21 protein-coding genes and 1 tRNA gene are annotated in these 20,662 nt (G+C 40.5%); 10 read left to right on the forward strand and 12 right to left on the reverse strand.

The annotated features are described in order from the left end of the window. Positions 1-92 precede the first annotated feature (92 nt). The 3 genes from QQL36_RS22530 to QQL36_RS22540 all read left to right on the forward strand — a co-directional run bounded on the left by QQL36_RS22530 (position 93) and on the right by QQL36_RS22540 (position 3,477). Positions 93-2,480 carry an ABC transporter permease gene (locus tag QQL36_RS22530; RefSeq protein ID WP_321566847.1) on the forward strand — a complete coding sequence of 796 codons (2,388 nt, stop codon included), beginning with the start codon at positions 93-95 and terminating at the stop codon, positions 2,478-2,480. A gap of 179 nt (positions 2,481-2,659) precedes the next feature. Next, complete coding sequence (locus QQL36_RS22535) at positions 2,660-2,839, forward strand: hypothetical protein (RefSeq protein ID WP_321566848.1); 180 nt, start codon at positions 2,660-2,662, stop codon at positions 2,837-2,839. Continuing rightward, on the forward strand, positions 2,833-3,477 hold the full coding sequence (locus tag QQL36_RS22540) for a 4'-phosphopantetheinyl transferase family protein (protein ID WP_321566849.1): 645 nt from the start codon (positions 2,833-2,835) through the stop codon (positions 3,475-3,477). Before QQL36_RS22535 ends, QQL36_RS22540 begins: the two co-directional genes overlap by 7 nt. Positions 3,478-3,637: 160 nt before the next feature. Here QQL36_RS22540 and QQL36_RS22545 read toward each other — a convergent pair whose 3' ends face one another. Beyond that, entirely contained in the window at positions 3,638-4,519 is an 882-nt protein-coding gene (locus QQL36_RS22545) for a nucleoside phosphorylase (RefSeq protein ID WP_083729645.1), read from the reverse strand. A 90-nt stretch (positions 4,520-4,609) separates the two neighbouring features. Here QQL36_RS22545 and QQL36_RS22550 point away from each other — a divergent pair. Next, a tRNA-Cys gene (locus QQL36_RS22550) sits at positions 4,610-4,680 on the forward strand. Positions 4,681-4,851: 171 nt separating this feature from the next. Here QQL36_RS22550 and QQL36_RS22555 read toward each other — a convergent pair. Both QQL36_RS22555 and QQL36_RS22560 read right to left on the reverse strand, forming a co-directional pair. Then, positions 4,852-5,340 carry a hypothetical protein gene (locus QQL36_RS22555; RefSeq protein ID WP_321566850.1) on the reverse strand — a complete coding sequence of 163 codons (489 nt, stop codon included), beginning with the start codon at positions 5,338-5,340 and terminating at the stop codon, positions 4,852-4,854. Positions 5,341-5,350: 10 nt separating this feature from the next. Beyond that, complete coding sequence (locus tag QQL36_RS22560) at positions 5,351-5,902, reverse strand: RNA polymerase sigma factor (RefSeq protein ID WP_321566851.1); 552 nt, start codon at positions 5,900-5,902, stop codon at positions 5,351-5,353. Between the two features lie 223 nt (positions 5,903-6,125). Between QQL36_RS22560 and QQL36_RS22565 the strand changes: the two genes are divergently transcribed. From QQL36_RS22565 to QQL36_RS22575, 4 genes are all read left to right on the forward strand, one after another. Further along, positions 6,126-6,446 carry a DUF6249 domain-containing protein gene (locus QQL36_RS22565; protein WP_083729648.1) on the forward strand — a complete coding sequence of 107 codons (321 nt, stop codon included), beginning with the start codon at positions 6,126-6,128 and terminating at the stop codon, positions 6,444-6,446. Between the two features lie 213 nt (positions 6,447-6,659). Next, positions 6,660-9,050 (forward strand): outer membrane beta-barrel family protein, encoded by a 2,391-nt coding sequence (locus QQL36_RS22570; RefSeq protein WP_321566852.1) that lies wholly within the window; start codon positions 6,660-6,662, stop codon positions 9,048-9,050. A 12-nt stretch (positions 9,051-9,062) separates the two neighbouring features. Then, positions 9,063-9,239, forward strand: coding sequence for an NAD-dependent epimerase/dehydratase family protein (locus tag QQL36_RS35745; RefSeq protein ID WP_415751036.1), 177 nt, complete (start codon positions 9,063-9,065; stop codon positions 9,237-9,239). 276 nt (positions 9,240-9,515) lie between these two features. Then, positions 9,516-9,926, forward strand: coding sequence for a transcriptional repressor (locus QQL36_RS22575; protein WP_321566853.1), 411 nt, complete (start codon positions 9,516-9,518; stop codon positions 9,924-9,926). On the opposite strand, the gene QQL36_RS22580 is transcribed toward QQL36_RS22575, so the two are convergent. The 6 genes from QQL36_RS22580 to QQL36_RS22605 all read right to left on the reverse strand — a co-directional run bounded on the left by QQL36_RS22580 (position 9,923) and on the right by QQL36_RS22605 (position 15,008). After that, positions 9,923-10,873, reverse strand: coding sequence for a GTP-binding protein (locus tag QQL36_RS22580; protein ID WP_321566854.1), 951 nt, complete (start codon positions 10,871-10,873; stop codon positions 9,923-9,925). The two genes, QQL36_RS22575 and QQL36_RS22580, sit on opposite strands and share 4 nt — an antisense overlap. A gap of 3 nt (positions 10,874-10,876) precedes the next feature. After that, positions 10,877-11,314 (reverse strand): hypothetical protein, encoded by a 438-nt coding sequence (locus QQL36_RS22585; protein ID WP_083729998.1) that lies wholly within the window; start codon positions 11,312-11,314, stop codon positions 10,877-10,879. Beyond that, complete coding sequence (locus QQL36_RS22590) at positions 11,307-12,488, reverse strand: ABC transporter permease (RefSeq protein ID WP_321566855.1); 1,182 nt, start codon at positions 12,486-12,488, stop codon at positions 11,307-11,309. Before QQL36_RS22590 ends, QQL36_RS22585 begins: the two co-directional genes overlap by 8 nt. Next, positions 12,485-13,117, reverse strand: coding sequence for an ATP-binding cassette domain-containing protein (locus QQL36_RS22595; RefSeq protein WP_321566856.1), 633 nt, complete (start codon positions 13,115-13,117; stop codon positions 12,485-12,487). The genes QQL36_RS22590 and QQL36_RS22595 overlap by 4 nt, the downstream gene beginning before the upstream one ends. A gap of 135 nt (positions 13,118-13,252) precedes the next feature. Next, positions 13,253-13,624, reverse strand: coding sequence for a MerC domain-containing protein (locus QQL36_RS22600; protein ID WP_321566857.1), 372 nt, complete (start codon positions 13,622-13,624; stop codon positions 13,253-13,255). A gap of 16 nt (positions 13,625-13,640) precedes the next feature. Beyond that, a complete protein-coding gene (locus QQL36_RS22605) occupies positions 13,641-15,008 on the reverse strand; it encodes an alkaline phosphatase (protein ID WP_321566858.1) in 1,368 nt (455 codons plus the stop codon). 157 nt (positions 15,009-15,165) lie between these two features. On the opposite strand from QQL36_RS22605, the gene QQL36_RS22610 reads away from it, so the two are divergent. Further along, complete coding sequence (locus QQL36_RS22610; RefSeq protein ID WP_321566859.1) at positions 15,166-15,399, forward strand: hypothetical protein; 234 nt, start codon at positions 15,166-15,168, stop codon at positions 15,397-15,399. Between the two features lie 269 nt (positions 15,400-15,668). Beyond that, the gene (locus tag QQL36_RS35750) at positions 15,669-15,902 is read left to right on the forward strand and encodes an outer membrane beta-barrel protein (RefSeq protein WP_415751080.1); all 234 of its coding nucleotides are present in this window, start codon (positions 15,669-15,671) and stop codon (positions 15,900-15,902) included. A gap of 145 nt (positions 15,903-16,047) precedes the next feature. Here the strand turns inward: QQL36_RS35750 and QQL36_RS22615 are convergent, their stop codons facing one another. The 3 genes from QQL36_RS22615 to QQL36_RS22625 are packed head-to-tail and all read right to left on the reverse strand — an operon-like array spanning position 16,048 to position 19,711. Beyond that, positions 16,048-16,785: a hypothetical protein gene (locus tag QQL36_RS22615; RefSeq protein WP_143709140.1), complete on the reverse strand. Its 738-nt coding sequence runs from the start codon at positions 16,783-16,785 to the stop codon at positions 16,048-16,050. Positions 16,786-16,807: 22 nt separating this feature from the next. Then, entirely contained in the window at positions 16,808-17,374 is a 567-nt protein-coding gene (locus QQL36_RS22620; RefSeq protein WP_083730005.1) for a hypothetical protein, read from the reverse strand. A gap of 21 nt (positions 17,375-17,395) precedes the next feature. Continuing rightward, entirely contained in the window at positions 17,396-19,711 is a 2,316-nt protein-coding gene (locus QQL36_RS22625) for a TonB-dependent receptor (RefSeq protein ID WP_321566860.1), read from the reverse strand. Positions 19,712-20,662: the final 951 nt, after the last annotated feature.

The raw sequence follows: 20,662 nt of genomic DNA on the forward strand, positions 1-20,662 counted from the left end.
TTAATAAACTGACCTTCAGATTAGATACAGAATGGCATCTTATTTAGTTAATAGGGGTGTAAACCAGTAATTGGCGAAATTAAAAAACAGGTATGCTTACAAGTTATCTCAGGATTGCCTGGCGCAATCTTCGGAAAAATACGCTTTTCGCTGTCATCAACATCGTAGGATTGGCAGTAGGCTTACTATGTGCCATGTTGATCATTTTCCATGTAAAGGAGGAGCTGCGTTATGATAAAGGATATTCTAAAGCAGACCGGCTTTTCAGGTTAACGATGGAGGGATTGGGAGAAGATACCCGGCAGTGGGCGGCTACTGCGCCTACCATCGGTTTGCAGATGGCGGAGGATATTCCGGAGATAGAAACGGTTACCCGTTTTTACCGTCCTTACCCCAGCCAGATCCTCAGTTATGCAAACAATAAGCGGTTTGAGGAAAAAGGTGGTTTCTTTGCAGACGCCAGTGTTACAAGTACTTTTGACCTTCACTTCGTGGAAGGGGATGCAGCTACTGCGCTTACAGCAACAGATGCTATCGTGATCACCGAAGAAATGGCGCACAGGTATTTTGGTCAGGAAGATCCACTAGGCAAAGTGATCATGGATGAGGTGGGGCAATTGCCGCTAAAGGTAACGGGGGTGGTAAGCAAACCTGCTTTTCCTACCCATTTAAGGTTTGACTATTTGTTGTCAATGAACACCATTCACCATTACATAGACCAGCATTCGCTGGAAAGACGTACCTGGAATGCTTTTTATACCTATGTATTGCTGAACGATCGTAAATCGCTAAGTAGTGTAAATGCAAAACTACCCCATTTTATGGTGCAGTATTATATGGGTGGTGGCGAAACGGAACAGGAGGTGCGGGCCGGCCGAAAGCTCCATCTCTTCCCTATTACCGATATACATCTGTACTCTAATATGGAGAAAGAGCTTAGTCCTAACGGCAGTATTACCTATGTTTATATTTTTTCTATAGCTGCGTTGTTTATATTGTTGATAGCGGCGGTGAACTTTATAAATATCTCCACGGCGCAGGCATTTCACCGGATGAAGGAAATTGGGTTGCGGAAGGTGATTGGGGCTTCACGGGCACAGTTGCTGCGGCAGTTTATTGGCGAATCATTTATTGTGACGCTGGCAGCTGCTTTATTGGCGGTGTTATTATTTGCTATTGTCCTGCCTTTCTATAACAACTTAAGTGGAAAGCAACTGCGTATTGAGCAGCTATTTACGCTCTTTAATATGGGGATTATATTGCTGTTGGTAGTGGTGATAGGTTTATTGGCCAGTGCATATCCTGCGTGGTTTGTAACGGGTTTTAAACCAGTGCCGGCCCTGAAGGGAAAACGTGATGTCGCCTCGCCTGTGTATTCAGTGAGGAAGGGGTTGATCATTTTTCAATTTGCGATTTCTGTGTTCATGATTTTTAGTGCAGTGGTGATGTACAGACAGATGCAGCTTTTTCACAATAAACAACTGGGTTTTGATAAGGAACAGCAAATAGCCATGACTATGTATGGTAATATGTGGGAACAGGCAGGGGCATTGGTGCAGGATGTACAGCATTACTCCGGTATCGCTAATTATGCAATGGTTTCTACGCTGCCGGGAGAGCGGTTTTCGATACAGACTTTTTATCCTTTAAGTGCGCCTAAGGAGGCAGAGCAACCTTCAATCCGTGCGATGTGGGCAAATGAAACTTTGCTGGCGACACTGAATATACCATTATTAGCCGGCAGGGATTTTTCAGATAGTAAAAACCATGAGTTTATTCTTAATGAAGCTGCTGTGAAGAACCTGGGATTTAAAGATCCTATAGGCAAAGCTTATGTGCTGGATGGAGATACTGGTAATGTAGTGGGGATTATAAAGGATTTCAACTTTGCTTCGCTACATGCAGCAATAGAACCGTTGGTGATAGCGTATAAGCCTTTCATTAATAATTATCTGATCGTAAAGACAAGGCCTGGGCAAACAACGCAGACGTTACGTTTTTTGGAGTCGAGAATAAGGACGTTGTCGCCTGCGGCGGTATTTACTTATACATTTGTAGATGATAAGCTGAATCAGTTGTATTTTTCGGAGGAGCGGATGATGCAGTTATTCAAGGTATTTTCTTTCTTTGCGATCTTTGCATCCTGTTTGGGATTGTTTGGTGTATCTGCTTATGCGTCACAATTGCGGATTAAAGAAGTAGGAGTACGAAAGGTGTTGGGTGCGTCTGTCTATAATGTGACCATGCTGCTATCTGGCAACTTTATGAGGTTGGTGCTGATTGCGACATTGCTTTCGTTGCCGTTGGCATGGTGGACGATGAACAGATGGCTGAATGGGTTTGCTTATAGGGTAGATATTGATGTATGGGTGTTTGTTTTGTCAGGGATATTGGCGATGGTGGTGGCGATGGTGACGGTGGGAGGGCAGGCGATGAAAGCGGCATTGATGGATCCGGTGCGGAGTTTGAAGATGGAGTGATGGCTGAATAGCAGAAGGATCTGATTTTGCAAATAAATAAATATATTTATAGAAGAAAGCCCATAAAACCATTGTAAATTCAGCATCAAACGATTGAGCGTTTAGTTAAGGCATTATGCCAGGCAGTCGGGATTTCTGAAAGTATACAATTTCTTTGAATCAAAAGGTTGAAGTGCGAAGTGGAATATAGTGAGCACATTGCTCATGAAGTGTTGGCAGTAATTTGGGAAAAGGTTTCATTGTTGATTGACTGGGTGTATAAGCAACCAGGAGAAGCAATTAAAGAAGCTGATGTATCGACAGCTTTTGAGTTGCAGGTAAAAATTTTTGTAGATATTGATTTCGATTTCTCATGGTAGTTTTATATGCTTTCATAGAAGAGGAAAGGCACTCCTATTTATTAAATAAGTATGCCGGAAGGTTCAATGAAGAGTTGAATACAAGGATACAGAAATACAGGAGATGGCAGGATGCCCAGCTTTCTTTGCTGGGACGGGTACTTTTGACATATGGATTGAAACATTATTTCGATCTGCATGAATTTGAAATTGGTCGTACTTCGGATCATAAGCCGTTTTTGGTAAATGAGGATACCTGTTTTAATATATCTCATGCTGGTAACCTGGTAATTTGTTGTATTGATAAATTTCCTATGGGTATTGATGTAGAATATTCAGATCCTGCCACAAATTACATGGACTTCAGGTCACAGATGACGCAAGGTGAATTTGACAGAATACATCATTCGGAAGATAAGATCAGTAGTTTTTTTACATATTGGGTGGAAAAAGAAGCGGTGATCAAAGCGCATGGAAAGGGATTGTTCATTCCATTACAATCCTTTGAAGTGTTGCACGATCAAACCATTGTTGAGAAGGAGAAATTCTATCTGAAAAAAATTACCATACATGACGAATATCAATGTTGCATCGCTTCAGGCAGAGATATCAGGCAACAGGAAATTTATATAGAAAAAATTAATTTGGCTCAATTATAAAATGAGCATATTCATTTGCTCTAAAGGAGCCAGGTACACATGTACAAATCTGCGTAGTTAACTACATAAATGCAAAATTTATGAAGTTGGAGTGATGATATGAATTGTACTTAGGGTTTGAATTGTACCCAGGGATTGTTTGCCCCTGGGTACGGTTCTTTTATAACTTTTCGATGATACCCAAAGATTTTTGGATCAACGTTTCCACAGCAGCACCGCCATCTTTAGAAAACTCCTTCTTCACTCTGTTTGCCACGATTGCACTGATAGACAGGCAATCATGTCCTAAGATTCTACCCATTCCATAGATGCCGGATGTTTCCATTTCGAAGTTAGAAATGAAATATTCTCCTTCTTTAAAGGCTGTCAGCTGGTCCAGCAGGTCAGGATGGGAGAGTTTACCTCTTAATGCACGACCCTGTGGCGCATAAAATCCCGGGCAGGTAATAGTGATCCCGGCATGGTACCCATCTTTAAATTGAGATGCAAGGGCCTCAGAAGCGCTAAAAAGCGTTGGATTGGCGCTTCCGGGCAGTATAGCCACTTGTTTGCCAAAAGCGGCTAAAAGGCCCTTTTCCGCGTCAGTATTCTCAAACAGGTACCAGGGCAGGAGGTTATCCAAACCCAGCCCATGAGAAGATACCACAAAGCTATCCACGGGCACACTTGCCTGCAGGGATCCGGAGGTACCCAACCGGATCACTTTCAGGGCGGTCAGCTCACTTTTTACCGTTCTGGAGGCAAAATCTATATTTACGAGGGCATCCAGTTCGTTCAGTACGATATCGATATTATCGGTACCGATACCTGTAGATACCACAGAAATTCTTTTTTTACCGATGTAACCGGTATGGGTAACAAACTCCCGGTGCTGACGGCTCACCTCTATTTTGTCAAAGTGTTTGCTTACTACTTCAACCCTGTCCGGGTCGCCGACGGTGATGATGGTATCGGCTAATTCCTCTGGTCTCACATCAAGATGATACACGGCTCCACGGCTATTGAGGATCAGTTCTGATTCGGCAATTCTATTATTTTCCATGAAAAAATTATATTAAGTTTGAAAAATATTTGGCAAATATCAGGAATTTACTACTTTTGCAATCCCAATATTCGATGGGCACAAAAAAAAGGTATCGTGGCCGAGCGGCTAGGCTGAGCTCTGCAAAAGCTCCTACAGCGGTTCGAATCCGCTCGATACCTCTGGTTAAAGGATCGCACTATTGCGATCCTTTTTTATTTGTATTTATTGATTTCAGCAGTATATGCATCCCCTGGACAATCACCTGAATGACTCCTACTCTGATTGCTAATTCATTATATAAGCACCTGACAGACAGGTTTATGCCAGCAGCATTCTATCCTGCACATTCATCATCCGCCAGCTTGTCGGTGGCTGGGGTGAAATAATCTGTTCCTGGAACGGCCTATCAGGAAGTCGATGACCAGGAACATAAAGATGGCGAAAAGTATGGGTAAAAGAATAAAGTATCCACTTTGTATGTTATTGAACAAAGTGACATAAGTTTCGCTGATGTGGCTGGTTTTTTTAAGAGAGTAGTGATTGGTTCTATCATGAATGATAGCGAAAAAGATTACACCAGTGAGGCATGCGGCGATGGCCCACCAGATTTTTTTGCTGATAATGGGTTGTATTTTCTTTTGAAGAAGATTATCCATTGTTTTTTCTGTAAAACGCAGGGTAACTTTCTCCGTTGGAAGGTTATGAAGCAGGTGGAGGAGAGGATCCGTATCTGCGGCCAGCTCCTGAATACCCTTCGTTACCCTTATTGTAAAATCAGAACCTGGTTGATCAGGCCCGATGGATTGTATGAGTCGTTTTAACTGTTCTTCTTTGTTCATAAAGCGTAGATTAAATTAAACCGGATAATTTTTGTTCTAGTTTTTTCCTGGCACGGAATAACTGTACTTTGATATTGGCTGTTGACTGCCCGGTAATTTCATTAATCTCTTTGATGGAGTTTTCGTTCATATAATACAGTGTGATCAATATAGCTTCATTGGCTGGAAGTTCATTAATTGCCCTGTTAATGTATTTTGATTTTTCCTCCTGTTGCATTTTTTCCAGTTTATGCGGCTGATCGTCAAATCGGTTGTAATATTCATCAGGAGGCTGTTTGCTAACCGGTATTGTTTTTCTTTGTCTGATGTGGGCTAAACAGGTTCTATATACAATTGTATAAAGCCAGGTGGAGAATTTGGCACCTCCCTTGAACGATCTGATGGCTTCATAAGCTTTTATGAAGCTTTCCTGGGCGGCATCTTCTGCCTCGGCAGGATCCTGGATCATTTTTAGAGAAATGGTATAAGCCATATTTTTGTACTTATCTACGAGAAAAGCATATGCCTTAGAATCGCCATCTTGTATTCTCCGGATATATTCCTGCTCTTCTATATGAGTCATGCAGATATAGCGGTTTTCTTATAAGAGAGTAGTTTCCCATCAGTGGTTACAAAAATTGTCCTTAAAATATTTTTCAAGTTTATTTTTGGTGTAAATAATAGAATATCAATTGATTGTGATGGTTGTATGGTTGGTGAGATGAAGAATTTTTTTAAAAACCTTTAAATCTTGTAACCCATGTTCACTGAATCGACTCTTACTTGCGAAGTAAAACTAGTAAAAGATGGACGAAATTACAAGAGATTGCCTCGTTTCTATAGCAGCCTTTGCCGCAATATTCGGAATAGCTTACATATACCTTGTTTCCCGCCACCGGGAACGTATTACTATGTTGGAAAGGGGAGTAGATCCTAAATCTTTTCAAAAGGAGGAACAACCCCTGAAATACGGCATGATGTCAATTGGGATAGCAATAGGTACAGTGGCCGGTGGAATTTTAAAGATGAATGGTGTGGAGAGAAACACCAGTTATATTTCAATGATATTTTTATTTAGTGGGATCAGTTTAGTGATTTACCATCTACTTACCAGAACAAGGAAGTAATCTTAATATTTTTCACATTCAACCTTTTTGCGAAAACCCCGACTCTTTCCAGGTTTTTAGCCTGTCCATAATCATTTTATTGTAGACCTGTTTTTTTAAAAAACAGTTATGCGGGTCATTGCCTGCCCCAGACCCTTATTTTTTGCCCATATGAAACAAAAATTAGTTAATCAGATTGTTTTATTAATTTTTTTATTACTACCATGTACAACAATGCTTGCGCAGAATACGCCAGGGCAGGGTGGTGTAAAGGGAATAGTCGTGGATGCAAATAATCACGCCGGTGCTGCATTTGTTGCTGTAAGAGTAAAGCAGGCAGATGGCACAGTGGTAAAAGTAGGTGTATCTGGGCCTGATGGAAAATTCCTGATTAAGGGTATAAATAGAACAGGTAATTATGCGGTTACATTCTCTGCCATGAACTACCAGGCGAAGTCTGTTGACTTCCAGTTTAAAGATAGCAGTGTAGCAGAGGTAGTGATGGATACTGTTTATTTGGAACCGCAGCATGTGCAGTTGAAAGAAGTGGGTATCGTAGCAGACAAGCCGATTGTGAAACAAAAATCGGGCATGATCTCCTACGATATGCAGGCGGATCCTGACAGTAAATCCAGCAACGTGCTAATGATGGTAAGGAAGATCCCTTATCTCTCGCTGGATGCGAATGAAAATATCACGTTGAAAGGTAATTCTGATTTCAAGGTATTGATCAATGGAAAGTCTTCAGGTATGTTTGAGCATGATCTGAAGAATATATTGAAGACGATGCCTGCTTCCTCCATTGCACGTATCGATGTATATACAATCCCTCCGGCACGTTTTGATGCGGAAGGTGCCGGTGGTATAATTAATATTGTCACTATACCTAAAGTGAAAGATGAATACAAGGGAACTATCAGTATTTCAGATAAAGGACCTGTAGGAGGGCCTGGTGCTGGAGGATCGTTTACCCTGAAGAAGGATAAATTTGGCTTTTCAACTTTTATGGGTGGCAACTTTTTTAATAACCCTATAACAGATAATGTAACAGAGAGGACCACACTGGTAGAAACGCCTACGATTCTGACACAAAGCAGCAAAGAAAAGGGGAATGGCCGGACTGGTTACGTAGGAGTTGAATTGAGCTACGAAATTGATAGTGTGAAACTGGTGACTGGTAAATTTAATATCAATGGTAATCACCAGGAGAATAATAAGTATATTGAATCAAGACAAACGACTGGAGGTGCTCCTTCACAGGAATATAACCTGGCCAATTCTGTAAATAATTCCAGTAATGGGATGGACGCTGGTATTGACTATCAGATCAGTGGTAGAAAAAACGAAGGCAGCAGGTTGACCTTTTCTTACAAGTACAGTACCGCCAGCGGTTATCCGGAAAATAGCGGAGATATAAGTGACACGCTTAACTTCAATATGGCCGATTATATGCAGAAGAATGATCAGCAAACAAGGGAGCATACAGCACAGGTCGATTATGTATATCCAAAGAACAACCTAACAATAGAAGCGGGTGTGAAAGGGATCTTCAGGGATTACAAAAGCGAATATAAATACTATGCGTATGATGAATCCAGCAAGGGATTTGAGTTGCAAGCAGATCTGTCAGACCTGTTCAACTACAATCAGACGGTACTCGCAGCTTACAATTCTTACATTTATAATGTGAAGAGCTGGAACTTCCAGGGAGGATTTAGAGTGGAGAAAACGAACATAGATGCGAATTTCCTTGGGGGTACAAAAAAGGTAAAGCAGGATTATGTCAGCTTCTTTCCGAATGTAAGTATTAATAAAGGATTTAAAAATAACCATAGTCTGAATGTGGGCTTTACCCAGCGAATGAAACGTCCGGGTATGAACCGACTAAATCCATTTGTGGATCGTCAGGACCCTGGTTTTGTTTTCACCGGCAATCCCGGGTTAAAACCAGTTATAGTCAATTCTGTGTCTGTGGGTTACAACATCCCCGGGAAGATTAACTTTACAGGCGGGGCAGATTACACCTGGCTGCGGAAAGTTGATCTCCCAATCACTACCTACGATTCATTGACAAATATTACCACCAGTACTTTTGCAAATACCGGTAATATAAAAGGGTTGAGTGCATTTGTATATGCGGCTTACAATGTTACCGGGCATTTTAGTACGAGTGTAAATGGGGATGTTATTTATTTTTGGATTGATGGGCTGGAGAATGGTACTATCATAAAGAATGAACTGCTAACTTATGCAGTTAACCTTACGCTGTCTTATAGTTTCAAGCATAGATGGCGTGCAAGGGCTGATGGGAATCTGCTCAGTAAAAATCCTACAGGATTCCAGGGTACATCAAATGGATTGCTGGCTACCTCATTTGGATTGAGCAAGGATTTATTGCATGGTAAGCTAACTATTGATGCTGGCATCAATAATCCATTTAATAAATATAGACAAAGCCGTACATATACTACCGGCACTAATTTTTATCAGACATCCAACAACAGGGTTTATTACCGGCTTGTAATGTTGACCGTAAATTACAATTTTGGTAAGATGACGGGTAATATTAAAAAGAGTAAAACGACCATTCGAAACAACGACCTGTCAAATGGTAAGGGGATGTAAAATATATGACTGATGAAAATTCTGGTAACCGGGGGATACGGCTTTATAGGTAAGGATTTAATTAAGTTGCTATTAAAAGATCCCGATAATGTAGTTATCTGTATTGATGACCTAAGTGGTAGCGGTGATTTGATAGTAGAGGAGTATATAAGTGTTAAGTTCCGTTTTATCCAGGTGAGTACCTCTTGAATAAAACGGTTATTAGTAATATAGGTAAGGTTGAAATAGAATGTACAATAGAATCTCCAATAAACTTCCTGCTGAATATTAGATTTCCATACGTTAAACAGAAAGTTGTCTGATTTAACCAGATTAGTTATAGATTGAATTGAAATAGCTCATGAGAGAAAGATTGATCCACTCCAATTTATTAATGATTTATTAAAGACACCTTCGGGGCCGATTTTGATATTCAAGGAACAGCGTATTTAAAAAAAAACAGTAAATTGCATCTTTGATGCAATTATGGCGAGGAATAAAAATACGACTTTAGCTGAAATGCTCCTGTCGGATGGTGGCTTAAAGGTTACTCCAACAAGAAAGGCTATCCTCGAAATTATCCTGAGGAATGGATATTCAATGACTAATAAGGAAATAAACTGTTCATTGAAAAATAAAATGAGCCGGTCTATTATTTACCGGACTTTGCAGCTGTTTGTAGAGCGGAGGGTACTTTGTATTTCCCCTTTGTGTGGCAGAAGTCTGCAATATTGTATCGCTTTGCATAATAGTAGTATCCTGCATTTTCAGTGCGAAAAATGCAGGACTATTACCGTTTCCGATGCTGGTGTACTGATTCCCAATACAATACAGGATGGAAATATCGTAAGACAGGTATTTTATAGGGTGAAGGGCCTTTGTCAGAACTGTTGCTAGTAGAGTGCGTGAGACAGCAATTGTTCAAATCCTTTCATTTTAAGATTTTTCCCGATAAATACTATTTTACTTCTTCTGATTTCTCCTTCCTGCCATTGATTACCGGGGGCCATGGCCAGGTACTCTGCCACCGACTGTAAGATATATTTTTCATTTTCGCCAAACCCGTAAACAATTCCTTTTACACGATAAATATCTTTGGCCTGTACTGCCATGAATACCATCATTGTATGCTGTAGTTTAGGAATGTCAAAAGGCTTGTCAAAAGTCAACGTAAGTGAGGATAAACTATGGTGATGTTTTTCTGTCTTGGTTTCCTGCCCGTTATAATGTTCATTTTGTTTCCTAATATAATCCATCATTTCCTTGTGAGGAAAATGATCTTTTGTTCCGGATAATATGATTGCAAATGGATTTATTTCCTTTAGTAAGTTATGTATACCTGCCAGTTCTTCGTCAGACACCAGGTCTGTTTTTGAAATAAGCAGGATATCACTGAAGCTGATTTGTTTCCGGGCTTCTTCGGTAGTAGCCAGTTCGTATGAAATATTTCTTGCGTCTACCAGGCAGATCACCCGTTGCAACTGGTAGTAACGGGTTACGACGGGATCAATTAGAAATGGTAGGGCTACAGAAGAGGGATCGGCTATTCCTGTGGTCTCAATGATCAGTTCTTCAAAAGCGGAGGCTTTATTAGAAAGATCAATTAAGAGAGCCACAAGATCTTCATTAAGATTGCAGCATAGGCAGCCGCTGCTCATCTCGAAGATATTATCTGATATATCCATCACTAGTTCTCCATCTATGGATTCCTTTCCGAATTCGTTTTCAATGATAGCGTATTTACCTCTTTTCTCAGCTATGAGCAATTCGTTTAGAAAGGTGGTCTTTCCTGCACCTAAAAATCCTGTGATAATTGTGACCGGTTTAGGCTGTATTTGTTTCATAAATTAATTTACCTCCTCTGATAATTCTAAAACGTAATAAAATTCATTGATGTCAGTGGCATTCAATCTTAGCTTGCCTCTAAATTTTTTGTAGTCATCTATGTCATAACCGGTATTCCTTTTTTTAAGTTTTACGGTAATGATAGATGCGGGGCTGCCACCGCCACAGAAGTAACAGCTGGCATATGGGTTGGCGGATAGTGCAAGTGATGCCCCGGTTTTATCTACTGGTATGACAAAGCCTGTGATTTCCACCAGTTTCCCATCCAGATTTTTTACATTCTGGGGGAATTTTGGAAAGAGCATATACCCTTTTATGTCATTCAGATATTTCTCTTCATATTTAATATTCAGCAGTGTGAACCAGCTTGCCTTTAGTGGCTTTTCCTGCTCTGCAACTGGATGGATGGTAAGCAGTATTGTTAGCAACATTTTATTCATGGGCAAGGGTTTTTGAAATGTTCAGTTGAAATGCTTTTACTGTTGGTAATGCAGCCGCTACAATTCCCAGCAGGATAGTTGCCAGCAGCAGGTACCATTCTTCAGGTAATACCGTCGTTGTAAATACATTAATATGGTACTTTGGCCCGGCATATTTATTTAACATCCATAAGCCGGAACGGCTTAACATAATACCTGTGACAAATCCGATAATAACCATGATTAGTCCCTCACACAATAGGAACCAGCTAATAAGCCAACGACTGCTACCCATAGCCCGGGCAAGGGCTAGTTCGTACTTACGCTCTTTCAGCCTGGAATAAAGGGCAATGAAAACACTGATACCTGATAGCAATACAATCGCAAGTGCGATGATTTGTAATGTTTTAATACCAATGCCCATAAGGGTAAACAAGCGTTTTATTTCCAGCTGTGGAATAGCTGCCTGCATGGGCGTTGTTTCATTTACCATGCGTGGCAGTGAAATCATGGCAAGCGGACTTCTGTATTTTATCAATAAAGCTGTAATCTGTTTTTCGACATGGTTGTGATCGTCATCATGGTGTTCATGAATTTTCCAGACGGAAGCAATATTTGTCAGGATCAGGTTGTCTACCACACTATTATTTTCTGCCATGATCCCGGTTACTTTATATTTAAATTCAGCATGAGCATGACCTGTATTCCCTAGTCCATGCATCCCCACAAAAGAATCTCCGGTTTTTAGCCCTGTATGTGTTGCCACCTGACTGCCAATGACAGCTTCCATGGTAGTAGTAAAGATTTGACCTTCCCTAAACCGGCAGTTGTATTTCTTCAGGTAATTGCTGTCTGTACCTACTATTCTGAACGATTGATAGGAATCACCATATGCCAGTGGGATGGCCTGTTTAATGATGGTAAGGTTTGATAGTTTATCCGCATCTGCCAGAGAAATATTGCCAACCGGAGCATCTACCTGGTAGACAGCAGATAGCACTAATTGTAAAGGACTGCCTTTGGCTCCTACCACCATGTCAATATCCTGCAGGTCATTATCCATTTTTGTTTCCAGCTGATGCTGGGTAACCAGCAACATAGAGATGATACCAGTGCCACACGTGAGCAGTAATAAACTAAGCAGAGTAGATAGCGGATGATGGACAAGGTTTCTGAAAATGATTTTTGCAGTCATCTGGCAAGATATACCTGGTTTGAAAAATGTTGTTTCAATCTTGCATCGTGAGAGACTACGATAAGAGTAGCCTGGCTAATCATGGCCTGTTCCTGTAATAATTGCACGACGCGGGTGGTATTGTCATCATCAAGGCTGCTGGTAGGTTCATCGGCCAGTAATAGTTGCGGGTTGTTGATCAATGCCCTGGCAATTGATACCCGTTGCTGTTCTCCATTACTTAGTTCTGAAGGCCGTTTGTGCAGAAGGTGCACTATCTGTAGCCTTTCTGCCAGTAAAACTGCTCTGCCGGTATCTGCGGTAGCCCGTGTAAAGAACCTGGGTAAGAGGATATTGTCTATTACATTCAAGGCACTCATAAAGTGAGAAGACTGATAAACAATGCCAATATGCCGGCCTCTGAATTTGTCCAGTTTTTTATCGCGTAATAGGGTAGTATCCGTACTATCAATTATTAGCTGACCGCCTGCAGGCCTTAGCAGACAGCCGAGTAAATGAAGGAGTGTCGTCTTGCCTGTTCCCGATTTACCTGTTATAAGAACGGGAGAATCCTTATTGCAGGTGATATCAGGGTAATTGAATACCGTTTCTGTGTTATATGCGAATTGCAGCTGAAGTGCCCTGAGCATTTTTGTATATTATTTTAAATTTTACCGATCCCGGTGTAAACAACATTTTCTTTAGATCAGAGGGAGGTCTGCATCCACAGGTTGTACGCAGGTTTAATATGATGTAAATGAATATTACTATGAGCAGCCATTTTCTTATTTGTGCCGGCATTGTTTGACATTCTTAAGATGGGCAATGATTATTAGAAGGCTGCCTGCCAGCTTACACAATATGTCAGTATATTCGGAGGGAACAAGATTTCCTACAATCATAAGAATAAGACCCGTCACAAATAATATTATTAATACCGTATTATGATGTTTTTTATAACCGTTAAATAATGCCCATGATCCGGCACTCATAGAAATCAGGATCGTAGTGGTTTCGAGATATATATTGTCAAGGAACTCGATGCCAAACAATGTTAGTGTAGTAAACAAAACAGGTAGTAACACGCAATGTATGGCACATGCAAAGGACGCAGCAATGCCGATGGCATCCCATCTGCTCCTGTAATCAGTATTCATAAACATTTTCCATTTTTTAGTTGTTCTTTATACCGGTAGCCTGCAGCATCAGGTAGTGCAAATCTGTATTTTTAATAAATGGTTTAATTAGGTCCCGCCCGGGGCCATAAATAGCCAGTTCTACATAGTCGGCAGAATGATCCATTGCGCCCCAGCCTATAGACGTATAGCTTGATTGTATAGCGGCCAGTTGCCTGAAAGGAAGTTTGCGGGGGTTGTACACTCCAGCCTCGTCCAGTTGTTCATAATGTACCAATATTGATGCTGCCTCTTCTTTTGTAATAGCGATTCCTTGTGCGGCCTCAATCCTTTCAATTAGTTGGGCAGGTGTAAAGGATTTGTTTACAACATTTAATATCCATTCATTTGTGTAACGGTAATGTTGCAATTTGTCAAACTGCTGATTGGCATTGTCACCATAGAATAAGCCTGGATTAGAATTGCCATGATCGGTAGTGATGATGACCATGGTATTTCCATCCTTAGATGCAAAATCGATGGCAACCTTAATGGCATTGTCAAATGCTATCTGATCATAGATAAGTGCACCGGCATCGTTGGCATGTGCAGCCCAGTCTACTTTTCCTCCCTCTATTTGCAGGACAAATCCTTGTTTGTTTTTGTTAAGTAACTCAATTGCGGTTTTGGACATTTCTGCAAGAGTGGGTATGTTTTGCTGTAAAGTGATATCCTGTATATGATCCAGTGCATATGGTAAACCGTTTTCATTGAATATACCCAATGCAGGTGTCTTATTAAGTTGCAGCATCTGATCACGGTTTTTCACTACTGTATACCCTGTAGCTTCATAACGGGCTAAGAGACCAGGTGGGAAATATTCACGTCCGCCACCCATCATGACATCAAATTTCAATGGAAGATATTGTTCAGCTATCTCATGCATGTCACCCCGGCTTGCATTAGTAACGCTAAAACCTGCGGGAGTAGCATGTGTAATTGGAACGGTAGTTACACAACCAACAGCTTTACCGGCAGCTTTAAATTTTTGTAAAATGGGGGTATGATGGGTACCATCTTCACTCACATTCAGTTTTCCATTTTTAACTCTGACACCTCCTCCCCAGGCAGAACTGGCGGCTGCAGAATCTGTAATGAGTGAGCTGAGGGAGGCGGTATCCATTAATGCCCTTGATACTTTTTCTTCTTCATATAGGCTCAACCAATGGCTTTGCCTGCCTTCTTTACGTTGCAAAAGCAGACTGGCCAAATTCAGAGTACCTATACTCATACCATCGCTCACCATAAAGATGATATTCCTGGCAGTTTTAGGAGGGTAATTTTTCGCCTGCAACTTATGTATAGGGAAAAAGCTACTACCGAGCAGTGTGATGGAAGTATTTCTAAAAAAGTCTCTTCTTCTCATGACAGTATTATTTGTGTGCAACAATGTTGCAAAAGTACTGTTTAGTTTGTTTATTCGCAACTAAGTTGCAATAAAATAATTGAATGCCCGCAAAAGAATGGATTTAATATGGAATACAACTATTACCCCTGTTTTTTGAAACAATTAAACTGCTGATATGAAATTCCTTATGCCAGGGAGACATATCATGATTGATGGAAAAATAATCTACCTTAGTGGGCAACAGTTATCGAATTTGTTGAACGGCAAGTCATCAGATTATTTAGGCCACATACAGACAATCAATAAACCTGGAGCAGAATTACATGTAGCGGGTATTGCAGGCCAGATAAATATTATTACAAAGAAGAACAGCGTGCAGGGAAAATGGATAGTGCTTCGTCGCAATTAATCACCCAGAATGCCATCTTTTCTTATAAGAATCGCTGGGATCTGTTGTTAATAAGTCCCATTCAGTTCATTAGGGGATGGAGGATGGAACCTTCCACAAAGATTAGTTATACGTCTTACCCGATAAGTGGATTCCTGGCAAGTCAATTATCATCAGTCCTTATTTTACATGAGTATTTCTATTTACCTGGACAAATTATTGCCAAGTTAACTTTCCAATAAACATCTCCTGAGTTATACGATATTTAAAGAACTTGTTCCCAATTTTCACTGGATGGAGGTTTTAAGAAATCACTTCTGCAGGGAAAACTGGATTTGAAAGTTTCATTTTCGGATTTGTTTCACACAAACCGGATGTTCAGGAAGTCATTGAGTAAGTTGGTCGAAAATGAACGTCGAAATGCATCAGATTCAAGGTGGATAGCTTTTACTTTTCAATACCAGATGGGCGGTAAGCTGAGTGCAGGAAAGGTACGCTCGTCAGAGGAACTGAGGCGCTTTTAAGATGTTATAAAAAAGCCCGGCAGGACTGCCAGGCTTTATTGCGTATATTATATCTGATTGATGCGATCAACTACCTTGTTTATGCTAGACGATCTTTAGCGTATTTTTCATCAGTTGATCTTTTCCTCTATTACGTGATCGGGCATTAAAGGCTGTAAAACACCCCAATATTACCTTGTATACCAGCTATTGCTTCGTTGTATTTATCAATTTTCCTTCCCGCATTTACATTTCTGTTTTCATTGACTACCTTGAAGTTTGGTTTAGCATAGTTGTAGTTAGCTCCAATCAACACACCAAAATGTTGGGTGATTGCATACTTCAGATTGAAACCTCCTTCCAGTCCCAATACACTGGCTGTAGACTTTTTTTGAATGAGTTGATTGCCTATGCCGTCTTCCAGGTAAACTTCATTTCCCGGAAGGGTGGCATGGGTTAATCCAGCCAGTGCGTGGATATCCAGACTTAATTTACCAAAGGAGAAATTATAATATGGGCCGATGAGAAAATTTAAATTCTGGTTTTGTCCTTTAATGTATACAGTTGAGCTATCTATATCAAAATCTTCTTTATAACCTTCTGCCATTCCCTGCGAATTGTTAAATCCATAATGTGTGTAAAAGAAATGACCGCCAATTCCCCAGTTAGAGTTTTTGAAAAAACAGGCACCGGTAATACCTAAATTGAAACCTGTTTTTGCAAAACCAGATTGACTATTGTAGTAATCACCTTTAGCATAATTGCCACCTACGGTAGATAAACCGCCTGTAACGGCAATAAAGCTTTTACCCCCGGTTTTAGTGGGTTTTTTATCCTGTGCATCTGACAAAATGGATATGCTTAAAAGGCTCAATATTGAAAAGCCGTAAATTATTTTCTTCATAGTTTACAAGTAAATTTTGAAATCATTGAATATTAATAGTGAAGTTTACATCTGCATCAGTTGAACCAGGTTGGCATGTACCATCTTTTACATTTGGTTGATGTCTTAATTGTACATTTAGTTCTCCTGTTCCAGCAGCGCCGGTAGTAAACAGGTCAGTGAGACCTACCTCTAATGCCGGGGTGTTTGTATCCTTATCTGTACGTGCTACAGTAAGGTTAAGACTGGGAGAAGAAGTAAAGCATATCAGGTGGTAATTCTCCCTTTCTTTGATTTCTTCAGTTACGTCTCCGATAGGAGTAGTCGTACGGTCCTGAAATAATACCTCAACATTATATTTATTGTCGGCTTTTAGGTTCAGTACCGGTGTATTGATACTGTCAGGAGGATTTGAAATAAGCGTAGTGTCTGTCCAATAAGCATATTGAACGTCTGTTGCATCATTCGCATTTGTTACTTTTAAACCAACAGTAGTCAGAAACTCATTTCCCGGAACAGGTGGTGCTACGGCTGTCTCATCTTTTTTACAGGAATTCATAAGGGTTGCAAATGCTACCATCAATGATGCAGTGATCAGGATTTTTTTCATACTTATTGAATTTGGATTTAATTAAAATGTAAGTTTGGTTCGCAGTATAAAACTGATACCTAAATCGTCGGCGTAATACCTGAACCTGTTCAGGTAATCCCGGTAAGCTACGTTGGTAAGATTGTCTACAGAGAAGCTGATGTCCAGCAAATTTTTGTGAAGTGGCAGTTGAGTGCTCATAGAATAATTGAGCAGTCCATACGCGGCTGGTGGTGCTGCATAATCACTATTTGGTGGCACCCTTGTTTGTCTGGCGGTATAAACATATTGTAGGGTAATAAAATTCTGTTTGAATTTGCTGCGGTTGGGTATTTGATATTTTAAGGTGTTATCGAATTTGTCAGCAGGCATGAAAATGAGGTAGTCATGAATAGTTTTATTATACCCTCGTACAATAGCAGTTTTCGAAATAATGGCCAGCGGCGCTAATAGCTGGTAATTTATTTCTGCATCCAAACCTCTTAGTCTGACATTCGCTTGTGTGTACTGAAAGACCGGATAAGTGCCGCTTACAAGGGTAATACCTGTGAGAGAAGGTTTGGCATAGATGTAGTTATTAATTTCATTGTCATACAGGTTGAGTTGAACAAGCAATTTTTGGCCAGTGTATTTAAAACTTATATTGTTATTGATAGAACGCTCCGACTGCAAGGTAGAATCACCAATCTCGTATGATGCAGCACTTAAATGAATCCCTTTAATGTATAATTCACTTACACTCGGAGCTCTCCAGGCGCTGCCTGTATTTGCACTGACAGAAAGATCAGGGGTAATCTGGAAGGTAGCTCCGGCGCTCCCGGTTAAGTTATTATATGTATGAGTTTGTGTATAGACAGTAAGGGAGTTGTCATTGCGTCTATATACTCTCAGCCAGCGGTAATCGTATCTTAGGCCGGCTTCAAATGTCCACTTGTCTCTGTTGTATTTTTCAATTCCAAATATACCGCTTCCATAGTTCCTGAAGTTAGGAATTAGGTAACGGATGCCTTTAAATACATTGCCCTGTGTGATTCCGCTTATACCATAGGAACCGGAAAAATGTTTTTTCTCTGGGGTATGATAAATCAGGTCAACCGTGTGGGTCTTGATTTTGAAGCTCACCTGTGGCGCGTTTAATACTGCCGGATCATCGCTGTAAGGAAGGTCAACGTCATATTCATTCCTGAGGTCGGACTGACGGGCAAAAGTTAATTCTGCACGACTATTGTTTTTAAACCTGTAGTAGCTATTTAGTTTTAATAGGTCATGTATTACCTGCTGATAGCTTCGGTTTATTTTATATGAAAAATAGGAGGGGGTAATTGGTTTTGGGCGGGCAAATGCGGCGTAAAGATCATCGAGGTTGCCGACATGAGAGCCGTCAAAGATGCCCATTTTGCTTTGATAGCTGCTATAATAAGCAAACATGCCAAAATTGGCCTTGTGATACCCGATGGTCGCTGAATAATCATGTTCATCAATTCCTGAATTACCAAGGTAATATGTTGCAGTTTTAAAATTACCAGCCCTTTTCAAAGTACCCTGAACACGCCACTGAATCCCTTCCCATTTATTATACCCTGCACCATTCAGTAACCCCGAGATGGCCCCCATTCGGCTATTAGATGCGCCCACCAGGTTTGCTTCGCCTTTCAACCTATCATTAACTAGCGTAGGGGGATCCAGTAAAATCACACCAGCAATGGCATCCGAACCATACCTCAGACTAGCTGCGCCTTCGATAATAGTCATGTTGCCGGCGATGAACGGATCTATTTCCGGAGCATGCTCACTGCCCCATTGCTGTCCTTCCTGTCTGATACCATTATTGAGAATGAGTACCCTGTTGCTATGCAGCCCATGAATAACAGGTTTGGAAATACCCGGCCCTGTTTGAATACTGTTTAATCCGGGAATATTTTTCAGACTTTCCCCCAGCGTTTTACCAGCGGATTGAAAAAGTTGCTTTTTGTCTAGCTCAATCAGATTGAGGGTCGTTAAGTCATGAATTTTATTGGCATTGATTACCACTTCTTTAAGATCACCCTCCATGTGGTGATAGGTAAAATTGAGAGTGGTGTTATTGTTGATATAAATAGTCCTCTGTAGAAAAATAACTGAGTCAGCAGCACAGGTAATGGTATATGTACCTTTACATACTGAATCGATATCATAGTACCCGTTTGTATCTGTGATAGAAGATTGTCCATTACTGAGTGTAATACTTGCATGAACAACGGGTTTCTGGTTGTTGTTCAGAATATTTCCAATAATATGAAAATTGCATACTTGTCCTGATGTGTGGCTGGTGACCATTAAAAGCAGGATCTTGATTACCAGCCATGTCTTTTGTTTCATAAGACACCTCTAATTACTGTTTGTTTTGCAATAATGTTGCAAATATAGTTTAAGATTGAATGTGCAACAGGGTTGCATTATGGGTGGTTTATTACCGGGTTGACCGGTAAATGGTATTATATCTGTGCAGATAGTTTTGTACTAATGATTCTTCCCATGTTATAGATACCATAATGGCTGTTAGGAGATTAGCTGTAGTATTCAAAGATCATTATACAAGTGATAGGAGCACCTTATTAAAGAATGTTTAGGATAGTACTACAGCGAATGCTTATAACAGGAGATACCTTTATCCCGACGCGTTTGGTTTTAATGCCAGTATGGAAAAAGGATTTAAGAGGTACAAAAAGCAGCTGTTTACCATCGGATATCAGTATCATCATATCCAGGAAGAACTGATGACAAATACACAGTACAATAACAGTCTGATGGGGAGCATAAACTGCAGGCAGATTATTCTCATCCTCTTAAGAACTGGTAGATGGAGTCGGGCATTAAATGAATAGGCCGGATTAGCCATGCAACCTATGATACGACAGACAATGCCGGGTTTGGGTATAGCCAGCACATCTAGGCTGCTTATCATTAATGGCAGCTCCATTCTAAATTAATGAATGTAAAAGCCGTCGTAAGACTGAAATATGCAGTGTTGCAGCAAGGCCATTATTGCAATTTGATTGTCAAAAAATTTAGTATATAACCGGTGGTTGTTATCAGTAGAAATAGCTACGAATGAGGAGGTTCCTGTCTTAATTTGCATCCGTTTTATCATGTTGTACTTACAATTCGCGAATACAGAATTCATTGGGATTAAGACGAACTGTCAGTTACTGGCGGTGATGGGCCTAACATGTAAAACTTGCACAAATTGATGCAGGCGATTTTACATAATATGATTCGAGCAATTTTGCCACCAGTGATTGGTGTGGGCTTGAAAATGCTAAGAAAAAA

Source organism: Chitinophaga sp. LS1 (assembly GCF_034274695.1).
In the GTDB taxonomy this organism is placed as follows: Bacteria; Bacteroidota; Bacteroidia; order Chitinophagales; family Chitinophagaceae; genus Chitinophaga.